Source organism: Proteus genomosp. 4 str. ATCC 51469, assembly GCF_003144375.1.
Taxonomy (GTDB): Bacteria; Pseudomonadota; Gammaproteobacteria; order Enterobacterales; family Enterobacteriaceae; genus Proteus.
The window spans coordinates 37088-58367 of sequence record NZ_PENV01000006.1; the positions used below are offsets into that span (position 1 = coordinate 37088).

The window sequence follows — 21280 nt, forward strand, 5'->3', positions numbered from 1 at the left end:
TTATATGCGAATTATTGTTTATGGAAGTTTACGGCAAAACCAAGGTAACCATCACTGGATGACGTATGCGCAACTTTTAGGTGAGCATAAGTTAGTGGGGTACAAACTCTATGATTTAGGGTTTTACCCTGCGGTTATTGAAGGTGAAGGAGAGATAGAGTGCGAAGTCTATCGGATAACCCCTTCTATCTTGACAGAGCTTGATGAATTGAAAAAGAATGATCAGGATTACAAGCGACAACTGATTTCAACGCCTTATGGCAGTGCTTGGATCTACCTTTATCAAAAGCCGGTGGATGGTTTACGTGAAATAAAATGTGGTGATTGGTTAAAGCGCCACGAAGAAGAGTAATCGGTTATTACCCTTTTACTCAATGTTATGCAAAAACGGCTTGATAGGAATATTGAGCCGTTTTTATTTTTATAAAAGGGGAATAATTTTAATCGAAAATACTATTTATAATTAATCGTTGTTTAATCTAATAAAATAAATTAGTGGGTTATACATTAATGATAGTCGGCATTGCGATTACATTGATAAGTGGTAGATTACGTATAATGTGTTTGAAGAAAAGAGTAGTACCATCATAAAAAAGCTCTTCAATAAGAAGAGCTTATTCATCAGTAAATTATAAAATAATAACTTACTTAGTTATTCTGATAGCATCAGAATTATTTTTTAGCACGTTCGAAAGAAGACAGAATTTCAGCTTTAGCGGCTTCTACACCTTCCCAACCGTCAACTTTAACCCATTTACCAGCTTCTAAATCTTTGTAGTGCTCAAAGAAATGTTTGATCTGTGCTTTTAACAGTTCTGGTAGATCAGTCACATCTTTAATGTGATCGTATTCTTTGCTCAGTTTAGTGTGTGGTACTGCAACCAGTTTCGCATCTTCACCTGATTCGTCAGTCATTTTTAGTACGCCAACAGGACGGCAACGAATAACTGAACCTGGTTGTAATGGGTATGGAGTTGGAACCAGAACGTCTACTGGGTCACCATCTAAAGATAATGTGTTGTTGATGTAACCGTAGTTGCATGGGTAGAACATTGCGGTTGACATAAAACGGTCAACAAACAGTGCGCCACTTTCTTTATCAACTTCGTATTTGATAGGATCAGCATTTGCTGGGATTTCAATAACAACATAGATATCTTCTGGTAGTTCTTTACCAGCAGGAACATGATTCAGGCTCATAAAAAATTTCCTATAAAAAAATTAATTTTACGTGGCCTGTAGTATAGCGAAAAGTTTTTAACAATACCCGTTTTTTGCCGAACATGTTGCGTTATGACGTAAAAATAAGCAGTAAATAAAAGGAAGTTCTATTTTCAAAGATGAAAAAACCGGACGAAAAAGAAGCCCGGTTTATCTATGTTGGAGCTAGACCAATGAATTATTCTTCGTCTGGATATTGCGCCATAAAGCTTTCAGCTTGCTCAACCATCGATTTAGTACCTACAAAGAAAGGCATACGTTGGTGAAGCTCTTTAGGTTCGATATCAAGAATACGTTCTTTACCATTACTCGCTTTACCGCCAGCTTGTTCTGCTAAAAACGCCATTGGGTTACATTCATAGAGTAAACGTAATTTACCAGTAGGGTGGCTTGCAGTGCTTGGATAGATATAAATGCCACCTTTCAGTAAGTTACGGTGAAAATCAGCGACTAAAGAACCGATGTAACGAGTGGTATAAGGGCGATTAGTGGCTGCATCTTGTTCTTGGCAATACTTAATGTATTTTTTGACACCTAATGGGAATTTGATGTAGTTACCTTCATTGATAGAGTACATATTTCCTGTTGGTGGGAAATGCACACTTTCATGAGATAGGCAGAACACACCTAAAGAAGGGTCATAAGTAAAGGCGTGAACACCACAACCTGTTGTATAAACTAACATGGTTGATGAGCCATAAACGACATAGCCTGCTGCAACTTGACGATGACCCGGTTGTAAGAAGTCATCTAATGTTACAGATTGGCCAATAGGCGTAATACGGTGGTAAATAGAGAAAATTGTCCCGACGGAAACGTTTACATCAATATTCGACGAACCGTCTAAAGGGTCCATTAGTACAACATACTTAGCATTCTCAGCACGATCACCTTCAAAGATTACAATATCATCTTCTTCTTCTGATCCGATACCCGCAACTTCACCACGTGCTTTTAATGCCGCTTTTAGTTTCTCATTCGCGTAAAGATCCAGTTTCATCTGGGCTTCACCTTGAACATTAGAAACACCGTTAGTACCCAGAATATCGACTAACCCTGCTTTATTAATATCACGGTGGATAATTTTAGCCCCAAGCTTAATTGCCGAAAGCAATGCAGTAAGTTCGCCAGTTGCATGGGGAAAATCTTGTTGTTTCTCGACGATAAATTCGCCTAATGTTTTCATGACGCAGGTCCTGAATGTGAGTGGGTAAAGTAAAAAAGGAGGAAAATCTCCTTGGTGGTGGCAAGTTTAGCCAAAGAATCGAATGATTCAAAGGTTAATCCGTTCCTTATCTGCTTTTTGATCGTTAGAATAGTGACCAACTTCATGCTATTGGACAGAAATTCATGCACATTCATATTCTTGGTATTTGTGGCACCTTTATGGGAAGTCTTGCCATTTTAGCTCGAGCTAAGGGACATAAAGTCACAGGCTCTGATGCTAATGTCTATCCACCAATGAGTACCTTATTAGAAAATCAGGGAATTGAACTGATTGAGGGATATGACCCTAAACAATTAGAACCTGCTCCTGACATGGTGATTATTGGTAATGCAATGACACGAGGAAATCCTTGTGTTGAAGCTGTACTTGAAAAAGGTCTGCCTTATACATCAGGCCCTCAATGGCTACATGATTATATTTTACCTGAACGTTGGGTATTAGCGGTTGCAGGAACCCATGGTAAAACAACAACGGCAGGTATGTTAGCTTGGGTTTTAGAAGATTGTGGCTATAAGCCGGGTTTTTTAATTGGGGGTGTGCCTGGTAATTTCCAAGTTTCAGCACAATTAGGTGAAAGTCCTTTCTTTGTGATTGAAGCCGACGAGTACGATAGCGCTTTCTTCGATAAACGTTCTAAATTTGTACATTACTCACCTCGCACACTGATTTTAAATAACCTTGAATTTGATCATGCCGATATTTTTGATGATTTAGCGGCAATTCAAAAACAATTCCATCATTTAGTTCGTATTGTTCCAGGCAGCGGAAAAATCATCATGCCTGACAACGATATAAATTTAAAACAGACCATTGGAATGGGATGTTGGAGCGAACAAGAATTCACGGGTGAAACAGGCGATTGGCAAGCTAAAAAACTCACTAATGACAGTAGTCATTTTGAGGTGTTTCATAAAGGTGAGCGAGTCGGAGAAGTGTGTTGGGGGCTTTCTGGTGAGCACAACATGCAAAATGGCTTAATGGCAATAGTGGCTACACACCATGTTGGTGTTTTACCTGCTGACGCTTGTGAAGCATTAGATAAGTTTGTTAATGCACGTCGTCGCTTAGAGTTACGTGGTGAAGTTAATCAGGTCAGTGTTTATGATGATTTTGCACATCATCCTACGGCGATTTTAGCAACGCTTGAAGCGCTACGCAGTAAAGTCGGTGGAACCGCGCGTATTATTGCGGTGTTAGAGCCTCGTTCAAATACCATGAAAATGGGAATTAGCAAGGATGATATTGCCCCAGCATTAGGTCGAGCTGATGAAGTATTTTTATTCCAGCCACCGAATATTCAATGGTTAGTGAGTGATATTGCAGAGCATTGCGTACAACCAGCTCGTTGGAGTACCGATCTTGATACATTAGTGGATATGATTGCGAAAGAAGCACAAGCGGGCGATCATATTTTAATTATGAGTAATGGTGGCTTTGGTGGGATACATGAAAAGCTGCTTAAAAAATTAGCTCAGCCTAAAGGATCAGAGATTCAGTATTAATAAGAAATAAAAATAAGCCACTGAATGTTTAGTGGCTTATTTTAGGACGTTAGAGTAAAGCGATTATAATTCCTGATCAAACAGGTTTAGGATTGCATCTCGCAACTCTTCTGTTGAAAATCCTGGCGCTGGTGTTGAGAAAATAGTGTCATCACCTGCAATACTGCCAAGTATCCCTTCTGCTTTGCCTAATGAATCTAATAAACGTGCAATAAGTTGTGCCGCACCTGGGCTCGTTCTTATCACCACAACCGAATGGTTATGGTCGATATCGAGTACCAAATTTTTTAATGGGCTACTTGCTGTTGGTACGCCAAGTTCAGTTGGAAGGCAATATACCATTTCCATTTTGGCGTTTCGGGTTCTTACTGCACCAAATTTTGTTAGCATACGAGAGATTTTGGATTGATTAATATTATCAAATCCGGCCTCTTGTAATGCCGTCACAATCTCGCCTTGTGAACTGAATTTTTCTTCTTTCAGCAGGGCTTTAAACGCTTTAACCAAGTCTTCTTGCTTAGAAGGAACGCGCATAGTTCACCTTTAGTGAGTTATCAATAACCTGCGTATTATGCAGAGAAGTGAATTTTTATGCAACAAAAGACGATGAACGGTGAGAGGTAATCTACTGAAAATTGTAAAGTAGAATGTACTGCAAAAAAGTTTTATTTATCGACTTTGAATGTGATAATTTAAGGAAGTAAAATATTTGTTAAATAAATGATAAGCTTAAATGATTATCATAAGGAGATAGTGCCACTTAACATTTTACCCAATTTATTGGAATTATTTATCAAAAGAGTGCCCACTATCTCATTAACAGATAAGCAATTTGTTTAGAATAACCAAAGTATTATTTTCCACTGTAAATGCCTTATTATGCAATATTGCTGTTAAATAATTGTTTTTCAAAAGGTGTATTGCGTAATAGTGAGTCTCTCTAAGGCGTTCCACTATCTCGTAACTAAGGAGTATCAGAATGAAAGTAGCAGTTCTCGGTGCAGCGGGTGGTATTGGTCAGGCACTGGCACTTCTTCTTAAAAACCAGCTTCCAGCTGGTAGTGAACTCTCTTTATATGATATCGCTCCCGTCACACCGGGCGTCGCAGCTGACTTAAGCCATATCCCAACTCAAGTGACTGTAAAAGGTTTTGCCGGTGAAGATCCATCTCCTGCATTAAAAGGCGCTGATGTTGTTCTGATTTCTGCGGGTGTTGCTCGTAAACCTGGTATGGATCGTTCAGATCTTTTCAACGTTAACGCAGGCATTGTGCGCAACTTAATTGAAAAGGTAGCACAAAATTGCCCTAAAGCACTTATCGGTATCATTACTAACCCTGTAAATACGACAGTTGCTATTGCGGCTGAAGTACTTAAAAAAGCAGGTGTTTACGATAAAAAACGTCTTTTCGGTATCACCACACTTGATATCATTCGTGCTAATACTTTTGTTGCTGAATTAAAAGGCCAAGATCCTCAGAAAACCAATGTTCCTGTTATTGGTGGGCATTCTGGTGTCACCATTCTTCCTCTACTTTCTCAAGTTGCTGGCGTATCATTTACAGATGATGAAATCGCAGCACTGACAAAACGTATCCAAAATGCAGGTACTGAAGTTGTAGAAGCGAAAGCTGGTGGTGGATCAGCAACATTATCAATGGGACAAGCAGCTGCTCGTTTTGGTCTTTCATTAATTCGCGCTTTAAATGGCGAGAAAAATGTTATTGAATGTACCTATACAGAAGGTGACGGAGAATATGCCCGTTTCTTTGCACAACCTATTCTTTTAGGTAAAAACGGTGTAGAGGAATATTTATCTATTGGTAAATTAAGTGATTTTGAAAAACAATCTCTTAATGGCATGTTAGACGTATTGAAAAAAGATATAATTCTTGGTGAAGAATTTATTAATAAATAAAGAAATACTTTTTTTGCTATAAAAATAATGCAAAATTAAATAAAAACCGCTGATATAGTATCAGCGGTTTTTTTTATTAATTATAATGTATGTAATTATTAGTTAATTATTAGTTTTGTCACGAATCTTTCGTTCAAGTAATTCTCCTGTTTCAGGATGAAAATAACGGCTTGGCCAAATTTCAGAAGGAGCAATACCAAGATAATCAGCAATGATTTTTTCTCCTTTAGGCCAAGGGCGTGACAGTGCATTAGCGAGTGTTGAAGAGCTTAACCCTGCTTGGCGAGAGATGGCAGCAAGTGTTGTTCCTCGTTTTCTAAGTGCGGCAATAATATCGGCAGGATGCCAATCAGATTTCCTTGAAATCATTTTTAATCCTTTTTCTATAAAATTAATTGCTGTGTTAGTGGTATAAATAACAGTTTATTAGAAATGTCCTAAAGCATTTAAACTGATTATTTAGAAAATAAAATAACATTATTTTTCTAAAAAGATTTCTGATTTTTTTCTTAATAATTTCTTTTTTGAAGTTGATAACAATTTTAGAGAAACATAATGAAAAAAGAGTGGTATACGGCAAAGGAATTGACGGGTATAGGTGGATTACCTAAATCACCACAAGGTGTAAATGCAAAAGCTAAACGTGAATTTTGGCAAAAACAAAAGATAAAGAATAAGCAAGGTAATGGTGTTGAATATCATTATTCTTGTTTACCAGATAAAACTTTAATTGCTCTGGAACTTTATGAACCATTAGCACATTACAAACTAAATAAAAAAGAGGAGCCACTCGTTATCTGGGTGAAAGCATTCCAACAACTAAATGATGGTGAACAAAAAACATTAACAGAGCTGATATTGCGGGATGGTATTAGAAGTTTTTTAGAAAAACTCATCAATGATTAGGCGAGTTTAAAGAATCTATTATTGCGTTATCCGCAACAGATATCTATCTGACTAACCTCTTAGTTGAATGTGAGATGAGATCATGAAAAAAGAATGGTATACAGCGAAAGAATTAGTGGGGCTTGCGGGGTTACCTAACTCACCGCAGGGAGTGAACTTGATGGCGCGTCGTGAAGGGTGGGAAAATCGTCGTAAACGTGGTGTGCAGGGGAAAGCTGTCGAGTATTCAGTGAAAAGTCTACCTGATGAGGTCATTGGGGTATTAGCTGCACATGAACCTCCCGCAGAGTATTTATCAAAGCGTCAGGATGCTTTTTTGATCTGGGTGGAAGCGTATTATCAATTAACCAAATCAGAACGTGAAAAAATTGTGAAGTTTGTGCTTCGAGAAGGGTTAGCAAAGCTCATTAGTTATATTGATGCTGATAATCAAGACGCAATTGAGCGAGAAAATGAAGAAGTACTCAATAAATTAAAAAACCCACCAGAGTCGACATAGTCGCTCTGGCAGGCTTTTCTATACCATTAATGGGGTAGTATTATTAGGATTACGATTGACGTTGTACAGCAACGTGAGCAAGCCCAATAAGCGCTTCTTTATAAGGTGAATCAGGTATGATAGATAAAGCTTCAATTGCTTTGTCTGCTTCTTCTTCTGCTTTTTGGCGGGTATATTCCAAAGATCCACTTTGTTTCATGGTATTTAAAACGGTATCCAATAAATGGCGACCATTACCTTGCTCAATAGCTTGGCGAATTAATTGAGATTCTTCTTCATTACCATTATGCATGGCATGAAGTAATGGCAACGTAGGTTTGCCTTCATCAAGATCATCGCCTGTGTTTTTACCCAACTGACTGTTGTCAGCATCATAATCAAGCAGATCGTCAATGAGCTGGAAAGCAGTACCAAGATAACGTCCATAATCTTGGAATGCTTTTTCTTGCTCAGGTGTGGCACCAGAAAGAATGGCTGACGCATGAGAAGCCGCTTCAAATAGGCGCGCTGTTTTACTGTAAATAACTTGCATATAGTCATCTTCAGAAATGTTAGGATCGTTACAATTCATTAATTGTAAGACTTCACCTTCGGCGATCACATTGGTGGCGCTAGACATTAATTTTAATACACGCATTGAATCAAGATCCGTCATCATCTGAAAAGATCGTGTATAAATAAAGTCGCCAACAAGCACACTTGCTGCATTTCCAAAGACGGCATTTGCCGTTTGTTTTCCTCTACGCATATCAGATTCATCAACAACATCATCATGTAACAACGTTGCAGTATGAATAAACTCGATAAGCGCTGCGACCGAGATATGTTTGTCACCTTGATAGTCCAATGCTCGTCCAGTGAGCACTGCGATCATTGGTCGGATCCTTTTACCACCACCACTAATGATGTAGTAACCAAGTTGGTTTATCAAAGAAACATCTGAATTAAGCTGGTAAAGGATTGCCTCATTTACCGCAGCCATATCAGCGGATGTTAGTTTTATAATAGATTCTAAATTCATGTTTTTTCGACTTTGGCTCGCCAATGAGCGCGTTATTATTAATAAAAAATGATCATGCCATAGATTTTACTCTCTTATAATTTAGATTGTACTTTAAAAATGGCTGAAATAAATATCGCATAAAAAACTCTTTTTTTTAACGCTAGTTTGCGATCTGTACTTGTCATCGGCACTAAATTTGCGTAGAATTCGCGCCCTATGTGAATATTTTAATTGTGCACTCAAATTATACATATTGGGAGTGTGCGGAAAGCGGAGTTTATATGTACGCGGTTTTCCAAAGTGGTGGTAAACAACACCGAGTCAGCGAAGGTCAAACTATTCGTTTAGAGAAACTTGAAGTAGCTACTGGCGAAACAATCGAGTTTGACACTGTAATGATGGTCGCTAATGGCGATGATATTCAAATTGGCGCTCCAATCCTTGCGGGCGTTAAAGTTAAAGCGGAAGTGGTTGCTCACGGTCGCGGCGAGAAAGTTAAGATTGTTAAGTTCCGTCGTCGTAAACATAGCCGTAAACAACAGGGCCACCGTCAGTGGTTTACTGATGTTAAAATCACTGGTATCGCTTAAGGTTTAGGAGAGTAGTTCAATGGCACATAAAAAGGCTGGCGGCTCGACTCGTAACGGTCGTGATTCCGAAGCAAAACGTCTGGGTGTTAAACGTTTCGGTGGTGAAGCTGTATTAGCAGGTAGCATCATCGTTCGTCAACGTGGTACTAAGTTCCATGCAGGTACTAACGTTGGTTGTGGTCGTGACCACACCCTGTTTGCATTAGCTGACGGAAAAATTAAGTTCGAAGTTAAAGGTCCAAACAACCGTAAATTTATCAGCATCGAAGCTGAATAATTACCGGTCCTTTAATCACCGAGTCAAAAGCCCTGCAAGTCTGTTGCGGGGCTTTTTATATTTAAAAAAGGCCATCTCTGGGTAATTTCGGCCATCCAGCACGTTAATGGCTACTATACGGAGTAAAATCATGAAATTTGTTGATGAGGCCAAGATCCTGATCGTCGCGGGCGATGGTGGTAACGGCTGTGTGAGCTTTCGTCGCGAAAAATATATCCCTAATGGGGGGCCAGACGGTGGTGATGGCGGTGATGGTGGTGATGTCTACATGATTGCAGACGAAAACCTCAACACTCTAATTGATTACCGTTTTACAAAATCTTATCGCGCAGAACGTGGTGAAAATGGTCACAGCCGTGACTGCACCGGTAAGCGTGGTCAAGACATTACAATTAGTGTTCCTGTTGGAACACGAGTCCGTGATTTAGCCACCAATGAAATTATTGCTGACTTAACTGTTCATGGACAAAAACAAATGGTCGCTAAAGGCGGCTTTCACGGTTTAGGTAATACTCGCTTTAAATCTTCGGTTAACCGTGCTCCACGCCAACGTACTATGGGTACTCCGGGTGAATCTCGTGAAGTTCTCTTAGAGCTAATGTTATTAGCCGATGTAGGTATGTTAGGTATGCCGAATGCGGGTAAATCAACGTTTATTCGTGCAGTATCGGCAGCAAAACCTAAAGTTGCCGATTATCCGTTTACCACCTTAGTACCGAGCTTAGGTGTGGTACGTATGGATAATCATCAGAGCTTTGTTGTTGCTGATATTCCTGGATTAATCGAAGGCGCTGCTGATGGTGCAGGTCTTGGGATCCAATTCTTAAAACACTTAGAACGCTGTCGTGTGTTATTGCACTTGATCGACATCGATCCTATTGATGGATCAGATCCTGTTGAGAACGCACAAATTATTGTCTCTGAATTAGAGAAATACAGCGAAAAATTAGCACAAAAACCACGTTGGTTAGTATTCAATAAAGTGGATCTTCTTGATGCTGAAGAAGCAAAAGAGAAGGCAAAAGCGATTGTTGAAGCACTGGGTTGGGATGAAAACTATTACATGATAGCGGCCATCAACCAAGAAGGTGTGAAAAAACTTTGCTGGAATATCATGGAATTCCTGAATGTAACACCACGTGAGCAAGATTTAGTGGCGACAGTTGCAGAGCCAGGAAAAGTTGACTTTATGTGGGATGATTACCACAAAGAACAGCTTGAAAATCCTGATTTTGAAGAAGATGACGATGATGATTGGGATGAAGAAGATGATGATGGTATAGAGTTTATCTACCAACGTTAATTATCATTCTTATCATGAAAAAATAAAAAACGCCTGATTTATCAGGCGTTTTCTTTTATCTCGATATCGTAAACTTAGCGGTTATTGTACATATCTTTATACAGGTTAGTTTCAAAACGTACTAAATAGGCGCGCCCTGCATTACGATTTTGTGTTGGTGGTGAATATGCAGAGACGTACTGAACAAAAGCAACTTTTTGTCCATTAGCTGTCGTCATAAAGCCAGCAAGATTATAGACCCCTTTTAGTGAACCCGTTTTGGCAGAAACTTTGCCATCGACACCTGCTTCATGAAAACCGCCTCGGTATTGTAATGTTCCATCGTGTCCAGAGAGGGGAAGCATAGTAATAAAGTTGAGTTCATTTTCATGTTGCCCTATATATTGAAGGACTTGCATCATTGTTGCAGGCGAAATGAGGTTATGGCGAGAAAGACCTGAACCATCAACCATTACTGTATTACCTAAGTCAATTCCTGCTTTTTGTTTTAAAATCGCACGAGTTGCTTCCGCGCCTGAACGCCACGTTCCAGCAACACCATAATATTCACGTCCAATGGTTCTAAATACAGTGTCTGCAATCATATTGTCAGACTCTTTTAACATTGTAGTGAGCAAGTTATGTAGAGGCTTAGATTGTGTTTGTGCTAATACAGTAACCGGTGCTTTAACGTAAGAGCGACGTTTTATATAGCCATCAAGTTCAATATTGGCTCTTTGTAACTCTTCTTTTAAAATTGTGCCTGCCCAATGCGCACCGTCTTGAATAGAAAACATTAAAGGCACTGCATCGTCACGTTTAGGAATACATCCTGTTATTACATAGGTATTTAAATCACGGACAGTGACATCTAATTCGCAAAAACGAGTACGTGTTGAGCCTTTCTCATAAGTTTCAACTTCGCTTAAAACGGTAACTGGGTAAAATGAAGCTTTGCGTATTGTGGCAATATCGCCATCTTTATTGCCACTTTGCAATAAGACAGAAAAACAGTTTTTATCAACAATTGCGGCACTAGGTGGCGCACTAAAACATTGAGTCATATCATTCCAAACCCAACCAGGTGCTTTGTCATGACTCGAAAAAGCAGAAGTATCAATCAGCAAATCGCCATGGACTTTAGTGATGCCGGATTGTTTTAATACCGCGACCATTCCTCTTAACTGTTGGCGAGTTAATGTTGGATCACCGCTGAAACGAAAGATCAAATCTCCGTTGAGTTGATCATTTTTTATTTTGCCTTCCGTCTCCATTGTTGTGGTGAATTGGTAATCACCCCCTAATTGAAGTAATGCCGCCAAGGCGGTGACTACTTTTTGAGTACTGGCAGGAAGAGCTAATTGATCTGCATGATAATTGAGATTAGGAGAAGCTGCGCCCACAGGCTGGGTAATCAAACCCACTTGTGTTCCTTCAGGAAGAAGGGATGTATAGTTTTCAACGGGTATTGCTTGGGTTGAAAAACTGATGATACTTAATGTGTAAAGTATCCGTCGAAATGTTGATAATAAGCGCATAATTTCTCTGTCCGTGACTATAGCGTACAAACGTTACAGTATTGATTGCCAGAGGCTAATACTAAAGGGCAATGAGGGCAAAAGTAAACGATATAACGAGCGATTACTGCATTATCAGAAAATATCTGTTTATTGATTTATAAAGAGAGATAAGGCGTGAAGCAATGCGTCTGTTGTGTTAGATTTAGTTTTAGGTCTGGGGGCTAAGTTTGCTTCCCAACAGCATGAATAAGGGAATAAACGTCTTTCCTTATTCACCGAACATATGTAGAGACAGGCCCAATTTAAGGTTGCCTGTGTCTTTTTTTGTCTTGAGAAGAGTAAATAGATCCTTTTCTCTGTGTTGTTAGTATAAAAAATCAGGATGATACCTATTTTTTATTAGGAATAGTATTGAGGTATTAACACATGAATCAGATCCCTATGACCGTTCTTGGTGCGGAAAAACTACGCGAAGAGCTGGAATATTTAAAAAGTGTTCGTCGTCCCGAAATTATCGCGGCTATTGCAGAAGCGCGTGAGCACGGAGACTTAAAAGAAAACGCAGAATATCATGCAGCAAGAGAGCAACAAGGTTTCTGTGAAGGGCGAGTACAAGAAATTGAAGCAAAATTATCAAATGCTCAGGTCATTGATATTACTAAGATGAATAACAATGGCCGTATTATTTTTGGTTCAACAGTGACATTGTTAAATGTTGAAACTGAAGAAGAGCAGACCTACCGCATTGTGGGTGATGATGAAGCAAACATTAAAGTTAACTTAATCTCTGTAAATTCACCAATTGCGCGTGGATTAATTGGTAAAGAGTTAGATGATGTTGTTGTTATCACAACACCGGGTGGACAAGTTGAGTACGAAGTTTTAAACGTAGAATACATTTAATTTATAATTTTACGTTTCTATAGAAAACTAGGCTGCTATCCTGTGGTAATATAAAAAAGGCCTTAAAAGGCCTTTTTTGCCATAGAGTTACTTATGGCATTTTTATATAAAGATACAAGTATTATTTCGGTAAAATAATCTTGCGTGCTTCTGAAGGACGATAAAGAACAAGAATTTTTCCGATTACTTGTACATTCTGTGCACCGCTTTCGCGTACAATCGCTGCCACGATCAAGTTTTTAACATCTCGATCTTCGCCTGCGATTTTGACTTTGATAAGCTCATGGTGTGCCAGAGCGAGTTCAATTTCTGCAAGAACGCCTTCAGTCAACCCGTTGTTACCAATCATAACGACCGGATTCAGGTGATGAGCGAGCCCTTTCAGGTGTTGAATTTGTTTTTTGTTAAGAGTCATCATTAATTTTTGCTTTGTTGGGATTGAAAACACACTATTCTAACGCCATCTCTCACTTATCACCATAAAATGTCGTTAAGACGAGGTTAAATGAGTGAAAGAGTAAAAATTTTGATAGCTAAGTGTATGATAGTTGGAAAACGCAATGGCCAATAAGAAACGTTCTGCAAGCTCTAGCCGCTGGTTACAAGAACATTTTAGTGATAAATATGTTCAGCAAGCAAAGAAAAAAGGGTTTCGCTCTCGTGCTTGGTTTAAACTGGAAGAAATTCAGCAAAGTGACAATATCTTTAAACCAGGTATGACCGTTGTCGATTTAGGGGCAGCCCCAGGTGGGTGGTCTCAATATGTTGTACAGCAGTTAGGAAGTAAAGGTCGAATCATCGCATGTGACCTTTTGCCTATGGATCCTATCGTCGGAGTCGATTTCCTTCAAGGCGATTTTCGTGATGAACTTGTGTTGAAGGCATTGCTTGATAGAGTAGGTGAAAATAAAGTCCAGGTTGTCATGTCTGACATGGCTCCAAACATGAGCGGTACACCCGCGGTCGATATCCCTCGATCCATGTATTTAGTAGAGTTAGCGCTTGATATGTGTCGTGATGTACTGGCTCCCGGGGGAAGTTTTATTGTCAAGGTGTTTCAGGGAGAAGGCTTTGATGAGTACCTGGGGCAAATACGCTCCCTGTTTACGAAAGTGAAAGTTCGTAAACCAGACGCTTCGCGGTCTCGTTCTCGTGAGGTATATATTGTAGCCACAGGGCGTAAACTTTAGTACCCTAAAGCTATTTGTTAACACAGTTGTAATATGAGGTTAATCCCTTGAGTGACATGGCGAAAAACCTGATCCTCTGGCTAGTTATTGCAGTCGTTTTGATGTCATTATTCCAGAGCTTCGGACCCAGCGATTCGAATAGTCGTAAGGTGGATTACTCTACCTTTATCAATGAGTTAACTAATAACCAATTACGCGAGGTCAGCATAAGTGGTTATGATATTAATGTAACTAAAACAGATAACTCAAAGTACAGCACGTATATGCCTATGCGTGATGACAACCTGCTGACCACTTTAATGAACCGTAATGTAAAAGTAACGGGTGAACCACTTGAAGGCCAAAGCCTTCTGACTCAAATTTTTGTGTCTTGGTTCCCAATGCTATTACTTATTGGTCTTTGGATTTTCTTTATGCGCCAAATGCAAGGTGGTGGCGGTAAAGGTGCGATGTCTTTCGGTAAAAGTAAGGCTCGCATGTTGACAGAAGACCAAATCAAAACAACCTTTGCTGATGTTGCAGGTTGTGATGAAGCAAAAGAAGAAGTAAGCGAATTAGTTGAATATTTACGTGATCCGGGTCGCTTCCAGAAATTAGGGGGTAAAATCCCTAAAGGTATTCTGATGGTAGGGCCTCCTGGTACAGGTAAAACGTTATTAGCGAAAGCTATTGCAGGCGAAGCAAAAGTACCATTCTTCACCATTTCAGGTTCTGATTTCGTTGAAATGTTTGTGGGTGTTGGTGCTTCACGTGTTCGTGACATGTTCGAACAAGCTAAAAAAACCGCGCCTTGTATTATCTTTATCGATGAAATAGATGCCGTAGGGCGTCAACGTGGTGCTGGTTTAGGTGGTGGTCATGATGAACGTGAACAAACATTGAACCAAATGCTTGTTGAAATGGATGGTTTTGAAGGAAATGAAGGGATTATCGTTATTGCGGCAACTAACCGCCCTGACGTTTTAGACCCTGCGTTACTCCGTCCTGGCCGTTTTGACCGTCAAGTGGTTGTAGGTTTACCTGATGTCCGTGGACGTGAACAAATTCTTAAAGTCCATATGCGTCGCGTACCTTTATCACCAGATGTTGATCCTGCAATTCTAGCACGCGGTACACCGGGTTTCTCTGGTGCAGATTTAGCTAACTTAGTTAATGAGGCTGCTTTATTTGCTGCTCGTGGTAATAAACGTGTTGTTTCAATGGTCGAGTTTGAAAAAGCAAAAGATAAGATAATGATGGGTGCTGAACGTCGTTCGATGGTGATGACGGAAGAACAAAAAGCATCAACAGCTTATCATGAAGCCGGTCACGCGATTATTGGACGTTTAGTACCAGAACATGATCCTGTGCATAAAGTGACGATTATTCCTCGCGGACGTGCATTAGGTGTGACTTTCTTCTTACCTGAAGGTGACCAAATCAGTGCTAGCCGTCAGAAATTAGAGAGCCAAATTTCAACACTGTATGGTGGACGCTTAGCAGAAGAAATCATTTATGGTGTTGAGCATGTTTCTACAGGTGCCTCTAACGACATTAAAGTAGCAACAAATATTGCACGTAACATGGTGACACAGTGGGGTTTCTCTGAAAAATTAGGGCCATTACTGTATGCAGAAGAAGACGGCGAAGTATTCTTAGGTCGTTCTGTTGCGAAAGCGCAACATATGTCTGATGAAACTGCTCGTACTATTGATGAAGAAATTAAAGCTATCGTTGATCGTAACTATGTTCGTGCTCGTCAGATCTTGATGGATAATCTTGATATTCTTCATTCAATGAAAGATGCACTGATGACTTATGAAACTATCGATGCACCTCAAATTGATGATTTAATGAATCGTCGTGATGTTCGCCCACCTGCAGGTTGGGAAGGCAGTAATGGCAATAGTAATGCAACAACTACTGCCCAGCCGACTCAAACGCATGTGGCAAGTGAGCCAAAAGATAAGTCTGAGTCAGAAAGTGATACACCTTCTGATAAAAATACTCACTAATCCTTATTGGGTTATACATATTGAGTAAGCTATAAATACAAACCCCAGGCTTCTGGGGTTTTTTTATGAAGGTATCAATGAAATGAAATTAATTGCTAGAGGAAGAGAACTTAATTTATCAACACCTCAAGTTATGGGGATTTTGAATGTCACTCCGGATTCTTTCTCTGATGGTGGCACTCATAATTCACTTAATGATGCGGTTAACCACGCAGCAAAATTAATTGCTGAAGGGGCTTCTATCATCGATATAGGTGGTGAATCGACAAGACCTGGTGCAAATGATGTATCTATAAATGAAGAGTTACAACGTGTTGTTCCTGTTGTTGAAGCTATTCGTCAGCGTTTTGATGTTTGGATTTCTGTTGATACATCTAAAGCTCAAGTAATTACTGAATCGGCAAATGTTGGGGCTTCAATTATCAATGATATTCGCTCTTTACAAGAACCAGGAGCGCTTGAAGCTGCAGCTAAAACGGGTTTACCTGTGTGTATTATGCATATGCAAGGTGACCCTAAAACTATGCAACAATCACCACATTATGAGAATGTGATGATAGATGTGGATTGTTTTTTACGAGAAAATATTCAACGTTGCGTTGATGCTGGTATTGAAAAAAATCAAATTATTCTTGATCCAGGGTTCGGCTTTGGTAAAAATTTAGCGCATAATTACCAATTATTAGCGCACTTAAGTGAACTTCATCACTTTGGTCTACCTATACTTGCTGGGATGTCACGCAAATCAATGGTTGGACAACTATTGAATGTGCCACCACAAGAGCGTGTTGCTGGTAGCGTGGCCTGTGCTGTCATTGCGGCAATGCAAGGCGCACAAATTATTCGTGTACACGATGTTAAAGAGACAGTTGATGCGATGAAAGTCGTACAAGCGACTCTTTCTGCAAAGGAAAATAATGAATGAGCGAACGTAAATACTTTGGAACAGATGGTATCCGTGGAAAAGTAGGTGATAGTCCAATTACACCTGATTTTGTATTAAAACTGGGTTGGGCTGCGGGCAAAGTATTAGCACGTCATGGCTCTCGTAAAATCATTATTGGTAAAGATACACGAATTTCAGGCTATATGCTGGAGTCTGCATTAGAAGCCGGTTTAGCGGCAGCGGGATTATCAGCCTCATTTACAGGGCCAATGCCAACACCTGCGGTTGCTTATTTAACACGCACATTTCGCGCTGAAGCAGGGATTGTGATTTCAGCTTCTCATAACCCTTATTACGATAATGGGATCAAATTTTTCTCTATTGATGGTACAAAATTACCAGATGAAGTAGAAGAAGCCATTGAAGCAGAAATGGAAAAGCCGATTACTTGTGTTGAATCAGCAGAGCTGGGTCGAGCAAATCGGATCGTGGATGCAGCAGGTCGTTATATTGAATTTTGTAAAGGCACATTCCCTAACGAAAACAATCTTAATGGCTTAAAAGTGGTTGTTGATTGTGCACATGGTGCAACATACCACATTGCACCTAATGTATTTCGTGAATTAGGCGCGGAAGTTATTACGATTGGTTGTGAACCAACGGGGATTAATATAAATGCTGAATGTGGTGCAACCGATGTTCGTATGTTGCAACAACGTGTACTTGAAGAAGGTGCAGACGTTGGTTTAGCATTCGATGGTGACGGTGACCGTATTATTATGGTTGATCATCAAGGCTTAAAAGTTGATGGTGACCAGATTCTCTATATTATTGCGAGAGAAGCGTTGCGCCAAGGCCAATTACGTGGTGGTGCCGTTGGTACACTGATGAGTAATATGGGACTGGAAATTGCACTTAAGCAACTAGGTATTCCTTTTGTACGAGCTAAAGTGGGTGACCGCTATGTGCTTGAAAAATTACAAGAGAAAGGCTGGCGTTTAGGTGCTGAAAACTCAGGCCACATTATTTTATTAGATAAAACAACCACAGGTGATGGCATTGTTGCAGGCTTACAAGTTTTAAGTGCAATGGTTCGTAATCATATGAGTTTGCATGATTTATGCAGTGGCATGAAACTATTACCTCAAATTTTAGTGAATGTTCGCTTCACAGGAAGTCATGATCCATTACAAACACCTGAAGTTCAGAAAGTCGCTAAAGCGGTTGAAGAAGAACTTGCGGGTAAAGGGCGTGTACTGTTACGTAAATCAGGCACAGAGCCTTTAATTCGAGTGATGGTTGAAGGCGAAAATGAAGAACAAGTTACAGCGATGGCTAATCGTATTGCTGACGCTGTGAAGCACGTAGGTTAATTGATGCTTTTTTCTTCAATTAATCACTTTGTCGCAAAATAACCTTGCTTGTCAGTTCAGCTTTGGTTAGTATTCACACCCGCTTAGTAAGGTCTTGAACTAAAGCGGGTGAAGCAATCGAAGGTTATCGTTAAGACGATAAGTTCCATAGAAAAGGTAACGCAAATGTATACGGCACTCATTGTTATTCTTATCATTGTAGCAACAGGGCTAGTTGGTCTGATCCTGTTACAGCAGGGTAAAGGTGCTGATATGGGCGCTTCTTTTGGTGCAGGTGCTTCCGGTACAGTATTTGGTTCAAGCGGTTCAGCTAACTTTATGACCCGTATGACCGCTGTTTTAGCAACAGCTTTTATTGTACTTGCCCTTATTTTAGGTAATCTAAGTGCCAATAAAACTGTGCGTGAAGACAGCAAATGGATGTCTATCGAGCAGACTACAGAAGAAGCAAAAAAAGCTGAGCAATTAGCAGCGCCTGTAGCGCCAGCAAATACAGATATTCCGCAGTAAACTAAGTAAAGATTTAAATGAGATTGTTAATATTTACGCAATAACAGTCTCATTAAAGTGCCGAGGTGGTGAAATTGGTATACACGCTACCTTGAGGTGGTAGTGCCTATAAAACGGGCGTACGGGTTCAAGTCCCGTTCTCGGCACCATTATTCCAGATAGCTTGCGTTTTGCTTGTTATCAGCGTAAAATTTGCCACGTTTTTCGAACGCGGGGTGGAGCAGCTTGGTAGCTCGTCGGGCTCATAACCCGAAGGTCGTCGGTTCAAATCCGGCCCCCGCAACCACTTCTAACAATACAGCACTTTTCTCATTAATCATCTTTTTGAACCGATTATGATCCTGAGTGGAATGTGCCGTAAGAAGAGGTTATTCTCGAATGGCAAGTTACAGGGTCCAGTTGCATAAAGCCCCGAATTTCGGGGTTTTTTGTTATCAGAGAATAGAATACTGGGCTATAGGCCCTTTTTTTATGCCTTGGGGGTGGGTTTGTCCACATTAGAGCAAAAATTAACAGCGATGATTTCAGCACCAGTAGAAGCATTAGGCTTTGAATTTGTCGGTCTTGAGTTTATTCGTGGCCGAGAATCAACATTGCGCATCTATATTGATAGTGAAGACGGTATCACTGTTGATGATTGTGCTGATGTTAGCCACCAGGTCAGTGCTGTGCTGGATGTTGAAGATCCAATTCAAACAGTTTATAACCTTGAGATCTCGTCTCCTGGTTTAGAACGACCTTTATTCACTGCAACGCATTATGAGCAATTTATCGGTGAAGAAGCCGCTATCGTATTACGAATTGCAATGCAAAACCGCCGTAAATGGCAGGGCATTATTAAGTCTGTCGCTGGCGAAATGATCACGGTTACTGTGGATGGTAAAGACGAAGTGTTCGCACTGAGCAACATCCAGAAAGCTAACCTGGTACCCCACTTTTAAGTTTTGAAGAGGCAACTAGGATGAACAAAGAGATTCTGGCTGTTGTGGAAGCGGTCTCTAACGAAAAATCTCTTCCTCGTGAAAAGATTTTTGAAGCACTGGAAACCGCACTAGCGACAGCAACTAAGAAAAAATACGAGCAAGAAATTGATGTTCGCGTATGTATCGACCGTAAAACCGGTGACTTTGATACATTCCGCCGTTGGGTTGCTGTAGATGAAGTGACTCAGCCTACTCGTGAAATTACACTTGAAGCTGCTCAATATGAAGATCCTAGTATCGAACTAGGTGGTTATATTGAAGATCAGATTGAATCAGTTACTTTCGACCGTATTACAACACAAACTGCAAAACAAGTTATCGTACAAAAAGTACGTGAAGCTGAAAGAGCAATGGTTGTTGATCAATTCCGCGAACAATTAGGCGAAATTATCACGGGTGTTGTGAAGAAAGTAAATCGTGAAAACATCACCCTAGACTTAGGAAATAACGCAGAAGCCGTTATTTTACGCGAAGATATGTTACCGCGTGAAAACTTCCGTCCGGGCGACCGTTTACGCGGTGTATTATATGATGTACGTACAGAAACTCGTGGTGCACAACTTTTCGTGACGCGTTCTCGCCCTGAAATGCTGGTTGAACTTTTCCGCATTGAAGTGCCAGAAATTGGCGAAGAAATCATTGAAATTAAAGCTGCAGCGCGTGATCCAGGTTCTCGTGCCAAAATCGCAGTAAAAACTAACGACAAGCGTATTGACCCAGTGGGTGCTTGTGTTGGTATGCGTGGCGCACGTGTACAAGCCGTTTCCAGTGAATTGGGCGGCGAGCGAATTGATATTGTTCTGTGGGATGATAATCCTGCACAATTCGTGATTAATGCAATGGCTCCGGCAGATGTTGCTTCTATTGTTGTCGATGAAGACAAATGTACAATGGATGTTGCAGTTGAAAGCAGTAACCTTGCTCAGGCGATTGGCCGTAACGGTCAAAACGTACGTCTGGCAGCTCAGTTACTGAAAAAACATCGTGGTGATGACAAGTGGGAATTAAACGTCATGACCGCTGATGAACTGAATGCAAAACATCAGGCAGAAGCAAACGCAGCCATTGAAATATTTACTAAGCATCTCGACATTGATGAAGACTTCGCAACTGTTTTAGTTGAAGAAGGTTTCTCTACCCTTGAAGAGTTAGTTTATGTGCCAATCAGTGAACTGCTGGCGATTGACGGATTAGATGAAGACACCGTTGAAGCTCTACGTGAAAGAGCAAAAGCAGCATTAACAACGATTGAATTGGCTCAAAAAGAAAGCCTAGGCGATAACCAGCCAGCCGAGGACTTATTAGCTCTCGAAGGCTTGGAGCGCTCTTTAGCATTTGATCTAGCTGCCCGTGGTATCTGCACACTGGAAGATCTTGCCGAACAGGGTATCGACGACCTAACTGATATTGAAGGTTTAAATAGTGAGCGCGCAGGCGAACTCATTATGGCCGCACGTAATATCTGCTGGTTTGGGAATGATGCGTAACAACTGAG

General features: G+C 40.3%; 23 protein-coding genes and 2 tRNA genes. 18 read left to right on the forward strand and 7 right to left on the reverse strand.

Annotated features, from left to right (window positions below; genetic code table 11):
- Window positions 1–4: 4 nt before the first annotated feature.
- Window positions 5–352, forward strand: coding sequence for a gamma-glutamylcyclotransferase family protein (locus DK866_RS08095; protein ID WP_023583593.1), 348 nt, complete (start codon window positions 5–7; stop codon window positions 350–352).
- Between the two features lie 320 nt (window positions 353–672).
- On the opposite strand, the gene ppa is transcribed toward DK866_RS08095, so the two are convergent.
- Window positions 673–1200 carry an inorganic diphosphatase gene (ppa, locus tag DK866_RS08100; protein ID WP_072069581.1) on the reverse strand — a complete coding sequence of 176 codons (528 nt, stop codon included), beginning with the start codon at window positions 1198–1200 and terminating at the stop codon, window positions 673–675.
- 199 nt (window positions 1201–1399) lie between these two features.
- Window positions 1400–2407, reverse strand: a complete 1008-nt coding sequence (gene fbp / locus DK866_RS08105) for a class 1 fructose-bisphosphatase (RefSeq protein ID WP_023583589.1) — start codon at window positions 2405–2407, stop codon at window positions 1400–1402.
- 164 nt (window positions 2408–2571) lie between these two features.
- On the opposite strand from fbp, the gene mpl reads away from it, so the two are divergent.
- Window positions 2572–3951 (forward strand): UDP-N-acetylmuramate:L-alanyl-gamma-D-glutamyl-meso-diaminopimelate ligase, encoded by a 1380-nt coding sequence (gene mpl, locus DK866_RS08110; protein WP_109408491.1) that lies wholly within the window; start codon window positions 2572–2574, stop codon window positions 3949–3951.
- A gap of 63 nt (window positions 3952–4014) precedes the next feature.
- Here mpl and argR read toward each other — a convergent pair whose 3' ends face one another.
- Complete coding sequence (argR, locus tag DK866_RS08115) at window positions 4015–4485, reverse strand: transcriptional regulator ArgR (protein WP_006535714.1); 471 nt, start codon at window positions 4483–4485, stop codon at window positions 4015–4017.
- Window positions 4486–4930: 445 nt separating this feature from the next.
- Between argR and mdh the strand changes: the two genes are divergently transcribed.
- Window positions 4931–5869 (forward strand): malate dehydrogenase, encoded by a 939-nt coding sequence (gene mdh / locus DK866_RS08120; RefSeq protein WP_109408492.1) that lies wholly within the window; start codon window positions 4931–4933, stop codon window positions 5867–5869.
- A gap of 102 nt (window positions 5870–5971) precedes the next feature.
- Here the strand turns inward: mdh and DK866_RS08125 are convergent, their stop codons facing one another.
- Window positions 5972–6238, reverse strand: coding sequence for a helix-turn-helix domain-containing protein (locus tag DK866_RS08125; protein ID WP_109408493.1), 267 nt, complete (start codon window positions 6236–6238; stop codon window positions 5972–5974).
- A gap of 186 nt (window positions 6239–6424) precedes the next feature.
- Here DK866_RS08125 and DK866_RS08130 point away from each other — a divergent pair, with 186 nt between their 5' ends.
- On the forward strand, window positions 6425–6775 hold the full coding sequence (locus tag DK866_RS08130; protein ID WP_109408494.1) for a DNA-binding protein: 351 nt from the start codon (window positions 6425–6427) through the stop codon (window positions 6773–6775).
- 82 nt (window positions 6776–6857) lie between these two features.
- Window positions 6858–7274 (forward strand): DNA-binding protein, encoded by a 417-nt coding sequence (locus tag DK866_RS08135; protein WP_036939375.1) that lies wholly within the window; start codon window positions 6858–6860, stop codon window positions 7272–7274.
- 49 nt (window positions 7275–7323) lie between these two features.
- Here DK866_RS08135 and ispB read toward each other — a convergent pair whose 3' ends face one another.
- Entirely contained in the window at window positions 7324–8295 is a 972-nt protein-coding gene (gene ispB, locus DK866_RS08140; protein WP_109408495.1) for an octaprenyl diphosphate synthase, read from the reverse strand.
- A 263-nt stretch (window positions 8296–8558) separates the two neighbouring features.
- Here ispB and rplU point away from each other — a divergent pair, with 263 nt between their 5' ends.
- The 3 genes from rplU to cgtA all read left to right on the forward strand — a co-directional run bounded on the left by rplU (window position 8559) and on the right by cgtA (window position 10447).
- Window positions 8559–8867, forward strand: a complete 309-nt coding sequence (gene rplU / locus DK866_RS08145) for a 50S ribosomal protein L21 (protein WP_036939370.1) — start codon at window positions 8559–8561, stop codon at window positions 8865–8867.
- A gap of 19 nt (window positions 8868–8886) precedes the next feature.
- Window positions 8887–9144: a 50S ribosomal protein L27 gene (gene rpmA, locus DK866_RS08150; protein ID WP_006535706.1), complete on the forward strand. Its 258-nt coding sequence runs from the start codon at window positions 8887–8889 to the stop codon at window positions 9142–9144.
- Window positions 9145–9274: 130 nt separating this feature from the next.
- The gene (cgtA, locus tag DK866_RS08155; RefSeq protein WP_109408496.1) at window positions 9275–10447 is read left to right on the forward strand and encodes an Obg family GTPase CgtA; all 1173 of its coding nucleotides are present in this window, start codon (window positions 9275–9277) and stop codon (window positions 10445–10447) included.
- Between the two features lie 74 nt (window positions 10448–10521).
- Here the strand turns inward: cgtA and dacB are convergent, their stop codons facing one another.
- Window positions 10522–11964, reverse strand: coding sequence for a serine-type D-Ala-D-Ala carboxypeptidase (gene dacB, locus DK866_RS08160; protein WP_109408497.1), 1443 nt, complete (start codon window positions 11962–11964; stop codon window positions 10522–10524).
- Between the two features lie 408 nt (window positions 11965–12372).
- Between dacB and greA the strand changes: the two genes are divergently transcribed.
- On the forward strand, window positions 12373–12849 hold the full coding sequence (gene greA, locus DK866_RS08165) for a transcription elongation factor GreA (protein WP_072069572.1): 477 nt from the start codon (window positions 12373–12375) through the stop codon (window positions 12847–12849).
- A gap of 121 nt (window positions 12850–12970) precedes the next feature.
- Here greA and yhbY read toward each other — a convergent pair whose 3' ends face one another.
- Entirely contained in the window at window positions 12971–13264 is a 294-nt protein-coding gene (yhbY, locus tag DK866_RS08170) for a ribosome assembly RNA-binding protein YhbY (RefSeq protein WP_036914752.1), read from the reverse strand.
- Between the two features lie 145 nt (window positions 13265–13409).
- Here yhbY and rlmE point away from each other — a divergent pair, with 145 nt between their 5' ends.
- From rlmE to nusA, 9 genes are all read left to right on the forward strand, one after another.
- A complete protein-coding gene (rlmE, locus tag DK866_RS08175) occupies window positions 13410–14039 on the forward strand; it encodes a 23S rRNA (uridine(2552)-2'-O)-methyltransferase RlmE (RefSeq protein ID WP_036939360.1) in 630 nt (209 codons plus the stop codon).
- Between the two features lie 47 nt (window positions 14040–14086).
- Window positions 14087–16033: an ATP-dependent zinc metalloprotease FtsH gene (ftsH, locus tag DK866_RS08180; protein ID WP_109408498.1), complete on the forward strand. Its 1947-nt coding sequence runs from the start codon at window positions 14087–14089 to the stop codon at window positions 16031–16033.
- Between the two features lie 82 nt (window positions 16034–16115).
- Window positions 16116–16958 (forward strand): dihydropteroate synthase, encoded by an 843-nt coding sequence (gene folP / locus DK866_RS08185; RefSeq protein WP_109408499.1) that lies wholly within the window; start codon window positions 16116–16118, stop codon window positions 16956–16958.
- Window positions 16955–18292, forward strand: coding sequence for a phosphoglucosamine mutase (gene glmM, locus DK866_RS08190; RefSeq protein WP_109408500.1), 1338 nt, complete (start codon window positions 16955–16957; stop codon window positions 18290–18292). The genes folP and glmM overlap by 4 nt, the downstream gene beginning before the upstream one ends.
- Window positions 18293–18457: 165 nt before the next feature.
- Window positions 18458–18802 carry a preprotein translocase subunit SecG gene (gene secG, locus DK866_RS08195; protein WP_036914692.1) on the forward strand — a complete coding sequence of 115 codons (345 nt, stop codon included), beginning with the start codon at window positions 18458–18460 and terminating at the stop codon, window positions 18800–18802.
- A gap of 59 nt (window positions 18803–18861) precedes the next feature.
- Window positions 18862–18951 (forward strand) — tRNA-Leu (locus DK866_RS08200).
- Window positions 18952–19011: 60 nt separating this feature from the next.
- Window positions 19012–19088 (forward strand) — tRNA-Met (locus DK866_RS08205).
- Window positions 19089–19290: 202 nt separating this feature from the next.
- Complete coding sequence (gene rimP, locus DK866_RS08210) at window positions 19291–19743, forward strand: ribosome maturation factor RimP (RefSeq protein ID WP_072069568.1); 453 nt, start codon at window positions 19291–19293, stop codon at window positions 19741–19743.
- A gap of 20 nt (window positions 19744–19763) precedes the next feature.
- Window positions 19764–21272, forward strand: a complete 1509-nt coding sequence (gene nusA, locus DK866_RS08215; RefSeq protein ID WP_006535691.1) for a transcription termination factor NusA — start codon at window positions 19764–19766, stop codon at window positions 21270–21272.
- Window positions 21273–21280: the final 8 nt, after the last annotated feature.